Origin of the sequence: Bacillus sp. SDLI1 (assembly GCF_001553895.1) — a bacterium.
In the GTDB taxonomy this organism is placed as follows: Bacteria; Bacillota; Bacilli; order Bacillales; family Bacillaceae; genus Bacillus; species Bacillus siamensis.
Genome location: NZ_CP013950.1, coordinates 326,328 through 341,678, shown reverse-complemented (window position 1 = coordinate 341,678; position 15,351 = coordinate 326,328). Strand labels below are relative to the sequence as shown.

The window sequence follows — 15,351 nt, the reverse complement described above, 5'->3', positions numbered from 1 at the left end:
TAGTGGCACAGCCAGAGTTATTTCATGATTTACCGTTAGAAGAAGTAATCGGCGACCGTTTCGGACGCTACAGTAAATATATTATCCAGGACAGGGCGCTGCCCGATGCACGTGACGGGTTAAAGCCGGTGCAGCGGAGAATTTTATACGCCATGCACGCAGACGGAAATACATTCGATAAAAATTTCCGGAAAGCGGCAAAAACGGTCGGGAACGTTATCGGTAATTATCATCCGCACGGAGACAGCTCCGTTTATGAAGCGATGGTGCGGATGAGCCAGGATTGGAAAGTGCGGAATGTGCTGATTGAGATGCACGGCAACAACGGAAGCATTGACGGTGATCCGCCTGCTGCCATGCGTTATACGGAAGCGAGATTATCTTCTATCGCATCAGAGCTTTTGCGGGACATCGATAAAAATACGGTTGAATTCGTTCCGAACTTTGATGACACAAGTAAAGAACCGGTTGTTTTGCCCGCTATGTTTCCTAACTTGCTGGTCAATGGATCTACCGGGATTTCCGCGGGCTATGCGACTGATATTCCCCCTCATCATCTGGGTGAGGTCATTGATGCTGTCATTAAGCGGATTGAATCGCCCGATTGCACCGTCGATGACTTGATGCAGGTGATTAAAGGGCCTGATTTTCCGACAGGAGGCATCATCCAAGGTGTCGACGGCATTCGGAAGGCCTATGAAACCGGTAAAGGCAAAATTATTATCCGCGGCAAGGCTGAAGTGGAAGCCGTAAGAGGCGGACGGGAGCAGATCGTCATTACAGAAATCCCGTTTGAAGTAAACAAAGCCAATCTCGTGAAGAAAATGGACGAATACCGCATAGACAAAAAAGTTGAAGGTATTTCTGAAGTCCGGGATGAAACGGACCGCACGGGATTGCGGGTGGTCGTTGAGTTAAAGAAAGAAGCCGATGCAAAAGGCATCTTGAATTTCTTATATAAAAACACTGACCTGCAGACAACGTATAACTTTAATATGGTCGCCATACATAACCGCCGGCCGATGCTGATGAGTCTTACGGCCATCCTGGATGCGTATATTTCCCACCAGAAGGAAGTTGTGACAAACCGCTCCGTCTTTGAATTACAAAAAGCAAAAGAGCGGCACCATATCGTTGAAGGACTGATGAAGGCACTGTCTGTGCTGGATGAGGTCATTGCCGTCATCAGGGCAAGCAGCGACAAGAAAGATGCGAAACAAAACTTAATGTCTAAATTCGCATTTACGGAGCCTCAGGCGGAAGCGATCGTATCTTTGCAGCTGTATCGTCTGACAAATACGGATATTACGGCATTAAAAGAGGAAGCGGAAGAGCTCAGCAAGAAAATTCAGGAGCTTGAAGCCATTTTAAGTCATGATAAAAAGCTGTTAAAAGTCATTACCAGCAGCCTGAAAAAAGTGAAAAAGACTTATGCTGACAGCAGACGGTCGGTCATTGAAGAGAAGATTGAAGAAATTAAAATCAATCTCGAAGTTATGGTTGCCTCGGAGGACGTCTATGTGACAGTCACGAAGGACGGCTATGTAAAACGAACAAGCCAGCGGTCATTTGCTGCTTCCAACGGCCAGGATTTCGGGATGAAGGACACGGACAGGCTGATTCACCAATTTGAAATGAATACAACGGATGTGCTCCTGCTCTTTACCAATAAGGGAAGCTATATATATTGTCCGGTTCACCAGCTTCCTGATATCAGGTGGAAAGACATGGGGCAGCACGTCACGAACATCACCACGATGGACCGTGACGAAACCATCGTGAAAGCTATACCGGTAAAAGAATTTGATCCATCTTCATATTTATTGTTTATGACGAAAAACGGTATGGTGAAAAGAACTGAAATGACGCATTACAAAGCGCAGCGTTACTCAAAAGCGCTTGTTGCTCTTAACCTTAAAGGGGACGATGAGCTGATTGATGTTCATGTCACAGACGGCGGCTGCCAGCTGTTTATCGCCACCCGCCTCGGGTACGGCTTATGGTTCGGTGAAGATGAAGTAAATGTAGTCGGAGCCCGTGCGGCCGGCGTAAAGGGTATTAATTTAAAAGACGGCGATACCGTCGTATCAGGACAAATCCTGCATGAAACAGATTCGCTTGTCCTCGTCACGCAGCGGGGAGCCATCAAACGGATGAATCTCTCTGAATTCGAAAGAACATCCAGGGCCAAGCGCGGTGTCATCATGCTGCGTGAGCTTAAAAAGAACCCGCATCGTGTTGTCGGAGTATTCGCGTGCGCTTTAGCCGACATGATCGCTGCGGAAACCGAAAAAGGCGAGAGAATTGAAACCTCGGTGAAATTATTGCGGGCTAATGACCGATACAGCAACGGCTCCTTCTTTACAGATGAAGATGAGACAGGGCCGGTCACAGATGTATGGCGTATCCCCGCGTCAGATGTTTAAGAGTAAAAATAAAATAAAGTGAAAAAAACCTCCGCTCAATTGGTTCTAAAGCGGAGGTTTTGCTATTTATTAGCTCTCGTGGCTGCCGAATAAGTCCGTGATAGCGTGAACGACTTCAATTCCCTGCCATACAAATAAATTTAATGCAGTGAATGAAAATAAGCCTAAAATCACCATTCGTAAGATAAACAACATGTTGAACAACCTCCTCATTTTATGTTACATAGATAGGCGATGTTGAACATGAAGCTCATCGAAATACGAGGACTGATAAAATTTAGCGATTAAAAAGCTTTTCTTTCGCTGTCTTCTCCGGGAAGCGGGGCGTTTTCTGTCTGATATCACGATCAGTGAAACAGAAGCGGCAAAAAGCGCCGTCAAAATAAATGAGCCCGTCAGCGACTTTTTCTCATCGTCAGCATTTTGGCCGGCCTTCATTTCGTGCATTTCCTGCTGATCGGCTACGGCTTTAAAATGATGAGCAGTATCAAACGCATGGGGAATGGAGAGCAAATGAAAGCTTGCAATCGCTAAAAATAAAATAGAAGCTTTTAAAACCAAGATTTTTTTCAAATGTTCTCCCCCCTTCATAAGTCTGAATATTTTTATTATAATACCCTAATTCAAATTGAAAGTAAACACATTTATTAAATTTAAAAAATTATTATGCTGGTTAAGTATATACCATTCCGTCCGTCTTTTCATCTCTTTTATTCTTAAAGGCCTATTTGTTATGATATGCACGCAACCCTTCTGATGTGACAACATTTTTCAGGTTACAGGATAAAGAAACGGGGCATACCAGCAATAAGCATGATGAAGAAACCGAAACATTTTCTTAAAAAAACTTCTCAACATCTGTTGTTGTGATATAATAATACCCGTTGTGTTAAAAGATCTAACATATGCAGCAAAAATGACAGTAAAAGATATGTAAAAGGGAGGTTAAACATGGAGGCTTTCATCAGTGAAATCATAAATGTTCCAAATGATTTTATTTGGAAGTATCTTGTTTATATTTTAGTAGGAATCGGATTGTATTTTACATTCCGTTTTCGCTTCATTCAATTCGAATACTTTATTGAAATGTTTAGAATCGTCGGGGAGAAGCCGCAAGGAAATAAAGGAGTGTCTTCAATGCAGGCATTCTTTATCTCGGCCGCTTCGCGTGTCGGTACCGGAAACTTGACCGGTGTCGCGCTGGCGATTGCAACAGGCGGTCCCGGCGCAGTATTTTGGATGTGGATCGTAGCGATTGTCGGTATGGCTTCAAGCTTTGTGGAAAGTACCTTGGCGCAGCTGTATAAAGTGCGCTCCGGCGATGAATTCCGCGGCGGTCCGGCATATTACATGGCGAAAGGTCTCGGCGCCCGGTGGCTCGGTATTTTATTTGCCGTATTGATTACCGTTTCTTTCGGACTTATCTTTAATGCCGTGCAGTCAAATACGATTTCTGTCGCGTTTGATGAGGCTTTCCATGTGAATAAAACAGTTATCGCCATCATCTTAGCTGTATTAACGGCTTTCATTATATTCGGCGGGCTGAAACGTGTTGTATCCGTTTCGCAATTTATCGTTCCGGTCATGGCGGGTATGTATATTCTGATCGCGTTGTATGTTGTAATTGTGAATATTACCGCGGTACCTGAATTGCTTATGACGATTGTGAAAAATGCGTTTGGTCTTGAGCAGATCGTCGGCGGAAGCTTAGGAAGCATCATTATTATCGGTGCGCAGCGCGGCCTGTTTTCAAACGAAGCGGGTATGGGGAGCGCGCCGAATGCCGCAGCAGCTGCACACGTATCGCATCCGGCTAAGCAGGGATTAATCCAGACGTTAGGCGTGTTTTTTGATACATTTATCGTTTGTACATCGACTGCTTTTATCATTTTATTGTACAGCTTTACGCCTAAAGGCGACGGCATCCAAGTGACACAAGCCGCACTGCAGCACCATCTCGGAGGCTGGGCCCCGACGTTTATTGCAATTGCGATGTTCTTATTCGCATTCAGCTCAGTCGTCGGCAACTACTACTATGGTGAAACGAATATCGAATTTATTAAAACAAGCAAAACATGGCTTAATATTTACCGCGTATTCGTCGTAGTGATGGTGGTATACGGATGTTTGGCTGACTTCAAGATTGTCTGGGACATGGCAAACTTGTTCATGGGTCTCTTAGCTCTCATTAACTTAGTGGCAATCTTGCTGCTGAGTAATGTAGCCTATAAGATCTATAAAGATTATGCCGCTCAGCGCAAAAAAGGACTTGATCCCGTATTTAAAGCTGAGAATACTCCGGAACTCAAGCATATTGAAACATGGGCGGAAGAAGAAAGTACAAGCCCTGAACACAAGGCTGCCAACTGAGGAATATGCATATCATTTACGAAACCCTTCACGTTTAATGTGAAGGGTTTTTTTATGTCAAAAACCGGCTTCATATTCCTGAAATCTTATTGCGGAATTTCTTACATCCCTACGATAATATAGGAATTGTTTACAAAAGAGGGGAAGAGGAGGGAGTATGAAACAGAAGCCGATATATGTCGAAATCAATATGGCGTCTGATATAGAAACGCTTTGGGAATATACGCAAAACCCGGTTCTTCATAAGGAATGGGACCTGCGCTTTTCTCACATTACATATCTTCATAAGTTACCGGATGAACCGCAGAGATTCCTATATGAAACGCGAATCGGTTTTGGGCTGAAGGTGTCCGGAACGGGTGAATCAATGGGTGATATAAGGCCTCAATCGTCAGAAAGGGTGTCGGCGCTTGCTTTTGCATCTGATCATCCGCTGTCTCTGATAAAAGACGGCCGGGGCTACTGGAGGTATATAGAGCGGGATAACGGGGACATCACTTTTTTGACTCAATATCAATATGAAACGGCCTGGGGTCTGCCGGGAAGATGGATAGATAAGTTTTTATTTCGTCCGCTGCTCGGCTGGGCTACGGCATGGAGCTTTGATGCGTTGCGGCTTTGGATAGAACAAAACCGACATCCGAGGATATCAGTCCGTTTCGGGTTTGTCTATGTCCTGATGTGTCTCGTATTCAGTTTGTATTGGTTTTTTCAAGGTTTTCATGATGGCTGTGCCGATGCAGAGATCGTGAAGGGAGCGCTGAAGACAGGATTAGGGATATTATGGCTGCTGCCTATGCGAAGAAAGCGGCTGATCCACGCCGGACAGTCAGCCTTCTTTTGTATAACGGCAATGCTGTATTCCGGCGGCGGATTCGCCATTCCATTAGGATTACTTACGGTAGCGGGTATGATTCTTACATTCCTGCTGCCGAGCGCCGCGCATACAAAACGAAAGAGAGAGAAGTGAAATGACGGATTCAATGTATGAAAAAGCGATTATTCATTATCAATTCCTGCATCCGATGCTGCAGAAACGGTACAAGCTTGCCGGATCACACACGTTTTGCGGAGAAGGGGTTATGTCAGAAATTAAGGGAGGCTCGTTGTTTGTCAGAATGCTTTTAAAGACAGGCGTTTTTTTCAGATGTTTTTTCTCAGAGAGGGGAACAGATATCCCTTTCACCATTGAGAACAAAAACAGGCAAAATGGTGTGGAGTGGAACCGCATCTTTTTCTTTAAAGGCAAAACACGTTTTTTTGATGCGGTCATGGAATATGACGAGCGGGAAAACAGAATTCTTGATTACTTCGGCAAACCTCACATTCTGCTGTCTGAACTGCATTTAGAAGCGTCTTCAGACGGAGGGCTTGTTATTACATCCGGAAAGCAGTGGCTCCTGATAGGCGGAAAGAAAATCCTGCTTCCGGCTTGGCTGTGCAGCAGTTCAACCGTTTATGAGGCTTATGATGAGGAAATGAATCGCTTCAGCATAAAGGTTCATGTGGAAAATCGGATACTCGGCACAATTTTCTCTTACCGGGGGACTTTCCGGGAAACAGAGGGAGAAACATGCTGAAGCGTCATCTCATGGTAGGCGCATTTTGCTTTTTGGGTTTTGCGGCGGCTGAAGCACCGCATATATCAGCTGCTGAGACGTTTGTTTTATTATCCGTACTATTTTTCGTTCCTGCTGTATTCCGCTTTGCGTTTCGGCCGTCAAAGACCTTAGAGAATGTGCTATTACGGTGTTATCCCATTGCCGCTTTATGTGCAGTGCTTGCGCTGATTACAGACTTCAGCTTTTTTGCCTTTGTCTGGCTCATTTATACGCTTGGACTTGCACTGTATGCTGTATGGCGGCTGATGAAAACAAATATCCACAGAACGGAAGAGATGTCTGTTATGATGGGTTTCATTTATTTGGCCGGCGGCGGATTTTGGTTTTTTGCATATATCCTTAAGATTCCTATCATGGATTTCGGTCCGCTTATCGTGCTGCTGACGGCGGTGCACTTTCACTATTCGGCTTTTCTCATTCCGATCTTTAACGGATTGCTCGGCAGAATCCTGCGGGAGAACCGCGTTCTTTACAGGCTGAGCACGGTCATCCTCCTGATTTCGCCGATCCTTATCGCCCTGGGGATTACATTTTCAAAGACACTTGATGTGATTGCTGTCGCTCTGTATCTGACGGGTCTGTATGTTAATGTGTATCTCATCTTTAAGGCGCCGTTTGCTGTGAAAACAGGCAGGTTCTTGATCAGGAGTTCTTCGGCTGTGTTAATGATTACAATTGCTTTTTCTTTAATATATTCGTTCGGTGTCTGCCGCGAGGAGGCAACGCTCACGATCAGTCAGATGATTTGGATTCACGGAGCAGTCAATGCATTCGGTGTTATTCTGCCGGCTTTGGCGGGGTGGAGGTTGGAAAATCCGAGACCGTTCGATGAGAACAGTGAAAGAACGTTCAGCCGAATTTACGGGAAGGGAACGATAGGCAAAGATTTTTTGACTGACATTCATGCAGCAAATGAAATCCATTATACCGGCATTCAGGATCAGATGAGAGAACTGCATTCTGAAGACTTTTCAACTGAAAACCTGGCTCCGGCCGTTATTTCCTTTTATGAAGAGACAATCGATTATGACATCAAGGCAAAAGTGACGTGGAGCGGATGGTTTCGTCCGTTCGCGCGCATGTACGAGCCGTTCAGCAGAAGAGCGGGGCAGATCCACCTGTCAATGAATCCGGATTGGTATACCATGCACTCTAGTATGAAAGGAGTCGATTCTGACAGAGACGGCAGAAAAAATGTCCGGGCGTGGATCAGAACAAATGACAAGCAGGAAACCGTTTTTACTGCGCTGTATTCAGCGTACAGGTCAAAAGGGGAGGGGGATACATGAATATTTCTCTCCCGCTGCCGTATGGCCAAATGACGGGCATTTTAAAACCTTATACACATAAGCAGAATCTTGTTTTGACGAGCAGACGCCGAAAAAGCGGAGCGGGTGATGAAGGGATTTATCTGCAGACGAAATGGGGGGCATGCCATCTTCCTCTGGCAGAGACATTTCTTATTGCAGCCCGGAGCGAAACAAGCTTGAAGGCCGTTCATCATATGTGGCTGTTCGGCCTGAAGTTTTTAACTGTGCAGTATCGGATCACTCACACATCCGCAGGTAAGCAAAGCAAATAACAAGCTGTAAAGCCGTCTGTTCAAGACGGCTTATTTATCATGTAAATATAGAAATATCGTGAAATTATGAAATGGAAGCGCTGTCGTAATTGTGTTGTACTCAACATTCGTCATTTGCCGACTTATTTGAAACTGCTTGGGGTTCAATATATTTGGAGCTGGAGCTCAGAGCCGGATTTTATTTCGCGCAGCAATCGGGTGACAACTATTATACTTTCACTGTGTGGAGAGCCAGTGCAAAAAATCTTCGGAAATGAGCAAGGAAAGTGCAGAAAAGTATTACCAGACATGAATTTTTTATTTGTGTGTTGATTGGATAATAAAAATTACTTTTGCAGCGTTAAGTTTGATTCAGCTGTATCAACCAGAATTAAATTTGTGCGTGACAGATGAATAATAATAAGCGCAAACGGTATATACGGTTATTTTGCTATACATTTCTTTTCTGTCTCATTGACTAAAGTATACTTAGTTTATGAGACAGGAAATTCATCTCTTTATTTAACTTCCTAGAATATATATTATGTAAACTAGAAATTATGAAGAGAATATAATCGATCCATTCTAACAGCACTCCCTTTTTGCAGTGTACTATTAAAAAACCTCTACGTCCTTAATAAATTAAATTGGTCATAAAGGTTTTTCGGTTTGAGTATTTTAATCGGTTATGTCACTTGATGCCGGTCTTCTTGATCAATTCCACGCCATCGTATGCCAGACTTTCCACACTTGCAGCCTTCTGCAGTATGTAATGATCAAAAAAGTTCTTCGTATAGCCTGTAACAAGATTCCGCATCTCCATAGCATCCCGTTCGCCTCTGAGTTCCGCATTCACACTGGTAAACACGTTGTCGCAGTAATCTAAATGCGCAGCACGATCAACTGAGAAATAATAGGTTTCCATGCTATTGTTAGCGCCAATTATCGCATTCATGTTATAGTTCGGTTCACAAAACAGCAGCAAAAAGGGTTTTTTAAGGTCGCTGTCGAGAAGGCCGAATGCACCGCTATCCAGGCCAATCCCGCAGGTGAACCGGTCGTCGTCCCGGCAAACAATCGCCGTCGCAGGCCCTCCATAAGAATGTCCGACTATGCCCATGCCGATGTCAAGCAGCAATCTGTCCTTAAAGATGGAATTCAGCTCTCCAGAGTCCAGTTTGTAAAGATAATCGGCTGCATACCTTACATCTTCCGCCTGTAATTCACTATACACTGTTAACTTGTCAAGTATCGGCAGTGAAAGCACGTTATGGCACATTTCAATGGCTGTTTCATCGTCTGGCCGCATCTCCATCTTACCAGCCAACGCCAGCATTTCCGGATCTTCAGAAAACGCCAAAATGACATCCGAAAAATCCTTTGATACATTAAACAGGCACCCATCTTTACGCTTATACATTGTGCTATTCTGATGGCCGATGCTTACCGCCACATATCCCATGCTTGCCAAGTCTGTACAGATCACTGTGCCCCATTCCGGAGAACCGCCTCCGCCGCAAACATAGAATAACACCGGATAACGCTTTTCTTTCCCGGAGAGAGCAAGGTCGTCATAACATTGGGTCTTGATATCTATCGAAAAAACATCCTTCAACGCAGTGAGAAGTGGCTGCTCATCAAGCATTTCGCAGACTTCAGGAAACATGTACGTTGATGTAGTCTTTCCTTCGCTGCTGTCGGACGGATAGTACACAAACGCCGTCAGTTCTCTTTTTGAGTGATCTGATGCCGTGTACTCAAAATCCATCTGGGTTCGGCCGACAGTATAGCCGCCAATTGGTTTTGGAAATGCGTCATAAGTTTTCATTCTCTTGTTCCCCCTTAATGAATAAAAGTGGCGAATGTGAAATACATACTTTGAATACTACATCCTATGTTCAGTGAGTCATATCTACTCCTTTGCTTTCTTGAGATTGCTAAAAATTCAGAATATTTATGATATTCAAGCAGCCCATGATACATAAAGTCAGCAAAGTACTTGCTAATCTTATGGTATAGCCTAGGCGTCAATATCAGGCCGGAGATATCCATCAGCCCTCATTTCGGCACACATGCAGATATATGCAAACTGTTTCAGTGAGTTTGATTTCCAAATCATTCGGCGGTTCGGTCACAATGCCATTAACGTTGCCAAATAAGCCAGTAAGGGAAAATTGTATATCCAACAATAAAAAAATCCCTATAAAATAAGGATTTTCAGAACATATAATTGTGTCGTTACACACGGGCCTTATACATGTACAAGGGCTTTTCAATTCAGCCGCAACGACCTTTTTCGTCATATCTCCATATGTGCATTTGTACAGGCCTATAGACTGTTTCAGAGTTTCATCCGCCACGTAAACTTCTTTGTATTGCTGTTTTTAAGATCATAAAAGCGGACATCGTGTTGCTGATGTCCGCCTAAAGCTAACTAATTGGGTTCTGTTCCCCAAATCAGTTTTCCTTGATGATATAATGTGATTTTTTTCGTTGTTTTAAACGTATTTGATTGGAAAAAGGAATAATCGCCGCTTTGTGCATAATTGCTCCAGTCATCGTTGTGAAGACGAAGCTGAATATTCCCTGTGCTTGCTCCCGGTGACAGCGTTCCTTTTTTAAACCCCAGTTCCAGATAGGTATCTGCACCTTGCTTAGGTTTATGCAGCGTCACAAACTTGTGGGTCAGATTGCCGCATCCAATCTGCGCGTAGTCACAGTCAAAGTTTTGGCCTTTGTTTTTCGCGTTATACCAGTAACGGGCAGTGACATCTTTTAAATCAACCTTGGTATTGCCGTTATTTTTTATGTGAAGCTGCGGGCGGATTTGGTTGCTGTTCACACCCCCATCCCCTGCTTTGTATTGTACAGAAATGCCGTTTTCCTGTGCGGGGTTATCTTGTGCCGGCGTTTCAGGGCGTTCTTTCGTTGAATCTTTGTTGCCGCGAATGTTTTCTCTTACGAATGTTCCTGAAGGAGTTAAATCTGCAAGCGGCCAGCCGCCTGTTTTAGATGCTCCCGGCTTTAACGCTGAGGATGATTCCTGCTTATCAGAAAGATTCCAGTTCACCCAGCTGATGTTCTTGCTGTCGAGATAATTCAGCCATTCCCGCGACTGGTCAAGGAATACACCGCCATTTCCAGACGCGTCGCTTGTTCCCCATTCCGTCACGAAAATAGGCGCTCCTTTACTGAGTGCATAGTTTGCTTTATCCCGTAAAGATTGGCCGTGTGTGCCGGCATAAAAATGAAGCGCGTACATGACGTTTGCATCTTTTAGCTGATCATCGGCTGCATCATTCACATCCTGGCTCCATGTACCGGTACCTACAATGATGGGATTGTCTGGGTCATTTTTGCGGATAACGGAAATCACTTCTTCCGCATACGGTTTAATATCCCGCTTCCAGTTCACATCGCCGTTTGGTTCATTTGCAATTTCATAAATGACGTTTGGCGTGTTTCCGTAAAGACTTGACATTTCCTTGAAAAATTCTTTCGCCTTCTCTTTATTTTGGTTTGGATTGCCGTCATTTAAGATATGCCAGTCAATGATGACATATATCCCAAGCTCTTTTGCCGCTTCAACCGCTTCTTTCACTTTATTTTTCACGGACGGGTTGTCAATATAACCGCCATCTGCCGTATACATCGCCGCGCGGAAAACGGTGATGCCCCAATCGTCTCTCAGCCATTTTAAGCTGTCTTTATTGACGAAATCGCCATACCATTGCAATCCGTGTGAACTGATCCCTTTCAGCTGTACCGCTTTGCCGTCTCGGTTTACGAGCTGTGTCCCTTTTATGCTAAGCTGACCATTCTTGGCTGCTGGCGTTTTTGTCCCTGCTGCAGATGCCGGCGAAGCCAGCATGCCGCTCATTGTCAATACCGCAATCAATAAACACGAAATAAAAATAGAGATTGACCGTTTCATATCTGATCTTTTCCTCCTTCACATCATTTTGGCTCTCACTTCTTATGAGCACGAACTCATTGTAAAAATCTTTCTCATGATTGTCTATCAACCTAATTTCTTGTTTTTGGGAGGTTTAAAAGCCTGTCAATTTGCTCTATCCCTATTGAATAAGATACACCTGACATATATAGAACAAAGAAAACTGGACGGAATCGGGACTTTACACGTCATTTTTCAATCGAATCGAAAAATTAAATTTATTTCCAACGTAGATACGCTAAATGTGATGAGTCTCAATATGGCATTGAATCTTATGATTTTCGTGAATAGTAAAAAAATCAACATTTCTCCCTCTCTCCACAGAAAATAAGCCAATTTTCTTTTTGGAGTCAGAAAATTGGCTTATTGCTATGGTCTATCAGATGCTTTTAACGCTTAACAACAAATGTTGTCACGCTTTGAGCCGGCAGATGAGCCCAAAAGTGATTGTCCGTTACTTTGAGATCCGTTCCAGGCTGAAGATTGCTGCTGCTGCTCGTGATCCATCTGGACACCCCAGAAGCAGATCCGTTCTGCAACACAAAGTTTTGGTTGACCCCTGTATTGGTTTTGTTAATGGCGACAATCACGACTTTGTTGTCACCTTTATAGGCTGACACGTAAACATTCGGATTAGGGTTTTTCGTTGCATCAATCCTTACATATCCAGGGCGCACAAACTTTGAGAAATGAGCCATATTGTAGCCTCGTTTGCTGATCGTGCCATCTTCTTTCATAGGACCATATGATCTTCGGATGTACCACCAAACATAAGCTTGAAAATCCCCTTCTACCATCGAACTGTGAATATGTTGCGAAACATCCAAGGCCTCGGGCCATCGATCCGCCGAGTTGTTATCACTGTTCGGATAGTATACTTCCGTCATCCAAAGGTCTTTCCCCGCTCCTTTTTGTTTAAAAAGAGGATAAGGGAATTGACTGACCTGAGTCCCGTACAGGTGGGTTCCGAGAATATCCATATTGGCAAGAGCCTGAGGATCGTTCAAGATCGGGTCCGACAAATTCTTTAAGTATTGAAATGATTCAGGCGCAACGACGCGGGCATTGATCGAGCCGGCGTTTTCTCTCATAAAGCGAAGTATTTCTTGCGGCGTCCACCACGTCCACTCGTGAGCGTAATCAGGCTCGTTTTGGATGGAAATCGCATACAGATTCACACCATTACTCTTCATGAAGGTAACGAAATCGTTAAGATGCTGCGCGTATGCGGCATACTTATCGTATCTCAGCCGCTTAGCTGATGTGTCACCATTATGATTGAAAGTCTCGACCATATCGTTTGGCGGATTCCAAGGGGAAGCGAAAACGATTGCTCCATGTTTGATCGCACTCTTTGCAGTCTCTACTTCTTTGTACCAGTTATTTCTATTTTCATCTACATGAATTCTTAAGATCGAAAAGCCTAACTGGTTCTGTCCATTGCCAAAAGCAGTTTCTCTTTGAGCAGCTGTTAAATCTCCAACCCAAGCCGGGTGGTTCATCCCTCCAAAACCGCGAATCACTTGTCTTTCTGCGGAAATGTTAACTGTTACATCATTTGCCGCCAACACCTCAGCAGCGCCTGGGCCCATTAACATTACTGACAGCGTAGTGAAACATACTAATAATAGACAAATTGTTTTTTTTACGCTCGACATCATTTTTTCCTCTCCTTTATCTGTCTTTTACCGTATTAGAAAAATGTGTTCTGTCCTGCTTTTATATCACAAAACTGATGTTATCTTTGCGTAAATTGCCAATAATCAAAATTAAACAAGTTTCCTGAACCTGTTCCGGTAAATACAAAGAATACGTTGTGCACACCTGCTGCGCCGCTTACCGCAGTTTCTATTTCTCTCCAATTTTGTGTTCCGCCTGTGGAAGGGACATTCAGTGTTCCCGCAAGCTTACCGGTTGGACTATCGAGACGCACTTCTATTTTCCCGCCAAGAGCGGATGCTACATTTGCTTTAAACGTTCTGGCACCGCCTGACCCGAAGTCTGCATTTCCTACAGCAATCCAGTCTCCGTTATGAATGTTTGTGACATGTTGATTATTGAACGGCCCGCCGGGTGCAGAGGAATTCTCGGTCAAAATCCGTCCATTCCAGGCAAACGTTTCAGCTTCTACCCGGTTGTATGGATTCAAGTTAGAAAGCTGTTTTACGCCTGTATAATTTGCCGCCACCTCTTGAATCGATCCGTCTGGATTATGCACAAGCTTATTAATATGGGGAGAACGGTATCCTTTGCCGGCCCCAAACAGAGCGGAGCTGACAGTTTGAGTATGATACACCGTGTACCACTCGTTTTTAAAATTGAAAACGGCATGATGGTTGTTTCCGCCGCCTCCGAAAAATGCACCCGGATTTTTCAGGAAGTGCCCTCTATATGTAAAGGGACCCATGGGACTTGAGCTGGTCATGTAGCCGATCTCACCTGGGGGTTTATCGGCCGGGTGCGCGCCGCTGAAATTGATGCAATAGGAATAGTAATATGTCCCGTTATATTTGTGCATTCCCGAATCTTCAAACATGAAAGGCGCATCGATCGTAGATGCACTTCCCACAACACTGGTCATATCAGGCCCTAATTTCATGACTCTTGCTGTTTTAGGGTTTGCCCATTGCTCCTGCGTCGGATTTGAACCTCCAGGGATGCCTCCGCCGGCATACAGGTAACCGGTACCGTCGTCATCTACGAATACTGCCGGATCAAAAAGCCATACAACGCCGGACATTCCTGGTGTACTTGGCGTCACCAGCGGTTTTCCGATCGGATCTGTCCACGGACCGGTCGGGCTGTCTGCGGTGAGAACCCCGATACCTCCCCCGCTGTTTGCGAAATAAAGGAAGAATTTGTCCTTGCCATTTATCTTTTTAACGGCGGCTGACGGAGCCCAGGACGCACCTGCCCACTTTGCGATTCCCCGGCCGCCATTAGCGCCATAGGCACCTGCTACCGGAATGGCTCCGTGGTCTGTCCAGTTCACCATATCCGCTGAAGATATGACGAATACTCTATTCAAATTGGCAAATGAATTATCCTTAATCGTTCCGTTGCTGTTATATTCATAATCATCACTTGACATATAGATGTAGACTCTTCCGTTATAAGTCAGTGCAAACGGATCTGCGCCCAGATGATGGTCTATAAGCGGATTTGAATTCCCTGCATGTTTTGCAATTGGAGTGCTTACAGCATTCGCATATTCCCCAGGTAAACAACTCAATAATAAAGCAAGAATCAATAAACATACGCTGCACTTTTTCATCAGCTTAACACCCTCCTGTTTCCGCATATTAGGCTTTTAAAAAATATGATAACAACAGGTCATGAAGAATGCGTAAAATGAATGATTTTTTTAGAGTGAAAACGTTGCAAATATCTGACCCTCTTTTATGAAAAATGCCGCCG

General features: G+C 44.3%; 10 protein-coding genes and 1 pseudogene. 5 read left to right on the top strand and 6 right to left on the bottom strand.

What is annotated here, in order from left to right; translation table 11 throughout:
- Positions 1-2: 2 nt before the first annotated feature.
- On the top strand, positions 3-2,426 hold the full coding sequence (gene parC / locus AUL54_RS01560) for a DNA topoisomerase IV subunit A (protein ID WP_060962676.1): 2,424 nt from the start codon (positions 3-5) through the stop codon (positions 2,424-2,426).
- A gap of 69 nt (positions 2,427-2,495) precedes the next feature.
- On the opposite strand, the gene AUL54_RS21795 is transcribed toward parC, so the two are convergent.
- Positions 2,496-2,621 carry a hypothetical protein gene (locus AUL54_RS21795; protein ID WP_013352436.1) on the bottom strand — a complete coding sequence of 42 codons (126 nt, stop codon included), beginning with the start codon at positions 2,619-2,621 and terminating at the stop codon, positions 2,496-2,498.
- 24 nt (positions 2,622-2,645) lie between these two features.
- The gene (locus tag AUL54_RS01555) at positions 2,646-2,999 is read right to left on the bottom strand and encodes a hypothetical protein (RefSeq protein WP_060962675.1); all 354 of its coding nucleotides are present in this window, start codon (positions 2,997-2,999) and stop codon (positions 2,646-2,648) included.
- Between the two features lie 378 nt (positions 3,000-3,377).
- Here AUL54_RS01555 and AUL54_RS01550 point away from each other — a divergent pair, with 378 nt between their 5' ends.
- The 4 genes and pseudogenes from AUL54_RS01550 to AUL54_RS01535 all read left to right on the top strand — a co-directional run bounded on the left by AUL54_RS01550 (position 3,378) and on the right by AUL54_RS01535 (position 8,000).
- Positions 3,378-4,796, top strand: a complete 1,419-nt coding sequence (locus tag AUL54_RS01550) for an alanine/glycine:cation symporter family protein (RefSeq protein WP_060962674.1) — start codon at positions 3,378-3,380, stop codon at positions 4,794-4,796.
- A 157-nt stretch (positions 4,797-4,953) separates the two neighbouring features.
- Positions 4,954-5,766: a hypothetical protein gene (locus AUL54_RS01545; protein WP_060962673.1), complete on the top strand. Its 813-nt coding sequence runs from the start codon at positions 4,954-4,956 to the stop codon at positions 5,764-5,766.
- Between the two features lies 1 nt (position 5,767).
- The gene (locus AUL54_RS01540; RefSeq protein ID WP_060962672.1) at positions 5,768-6,376 is read left to right on the top strand and encodes a DUF4166 domain-containing protein; all 609 of its coding nucleotides are present in this window, start codon (positions 5,768-5,770) and stop codon (positions 6,374-6,376) included.
- A pseudogene (locus AUL54_RS01535) lies at positions 6,370-8,000 on the top strand (YndJ family transporter). Before AUL54_RS01540 ends, AUL54_RS01535 begins: the two are co-directional and overlap by 7 nt.
- A gap of 670 nt (positions 8,001-8,670) precedes the next feature.
- On the opposite strand, the gene AUL54_RS01530 reads toward AUL54_RS01535, so the two are convergent.
- The 4 genes from AUL54_RS01530 to AUL54_RS01510 all read right to left on the bottom strand — a co-directional run bounded on the left by AUL54_RS01530 (position 8,671) and on the right by AUL54_RS01510 (position 15,211).
- The gene (locus tag AUL54_RS01530; RefSeq protein WP_060962671.1) at positions 8,671-9,807 is read right to left on the bottom strand and encodes an alpha/beta hydrolase; all 1,137 of its coding nucleotides are present in this window, start codon (positions 9,805-9,807) and stop codon (positions 8,671-8,673) included.
- 606 nt (positions 9,808-10,413) lie between these two features.
- On the bottom strand, positions 10,414-11,913 hold the full coding sequence (locus tag AUL54_RS01525; RefSeq protein ID WP_060962670.1) for a cellulase family glycosylhydrolase: 1,500 nt from the start codon (positions 11,911-11,913) through the stop codon (positions 10,414-10,416).
- Positions 11,914-12,323: 410 nt separating this feature from the next.
- A complete protein-coding gene (locus AUL54_RS01515) occupies positions 12,324-13,595 on the bottom strand; it encodes a glucuronoarabinoxylan endo-1,4-beta-xylanase XynC (RefSeq protein ID WP_060962668.1) in 1,272 nt (423 codons plus the stop codon).
- A gap of 77 nt (positions 13,596-13,672) precedes the next feature.
- Positions 13,673-15,211, bottom strand: a complete 1,539-nt coding sequence (locus AUL54_RS01510) for a glycoside hydrolase family 43 protein (RefSeq protein WP_060965036.1) — start codon at positions 15,209-15,211, stop codon at positions 13,673-13,675.
- Positions 15,212-15,351: the final 140 nt, after the last annotated feature.

Bases quoted from the DNA above. Each gene is read 5' to 3' on its own strand.
- AUL54_RS21795 (WP_013352436.1), bottom strand. From the start codon at position 2,621: ATGTTGTTTATCTTACGAATGGTGATTTTAGGCTTATTTTCATTCACT.
- AUL54_RS01545 (WP_060962673.1), top strand. From the start codon at position 4,954: ATGAAACAGAAGCCGATATATGTCGAAATCAATATGGCGTCTGATATA.
- AUL54_RS01515 (WP_060962668.1), bottom strand. From the start codon at position 13,595: ATGATGTCGAGCGTAAAAAAAACAATTTGTCTATTATTAGTATGTTTC.
- AUL54_RS01525 (WP_060962670.1), bottom strand. From the start codon at position 11,913: ATGAAACGGTCAATCTCTATTTTTATTTCGTGTTTATTGATTGCGGTA.
- AUL54_RS01550 (WP_060962674.1), top strand. From the start codon at position 3,378: ATGGAGGCTTTCATCAGTGAAATCATAAATGTTCCAAATGATTTTATT.
- AUL54_RS01540 (WP_060962672.1), top strand. From the start codon at position 5,768: ATGACGGATTCAATGTATGAAAAAGCGATTATTCATTATCAATTCCTG.
- AUL54_RS01530 (WP_060962671.1), bottom strand. From the start codon at position 9,807: ATGAAAACTTATGACGCATTTCCAAAACCAATTGGCGGCTATACTGTC.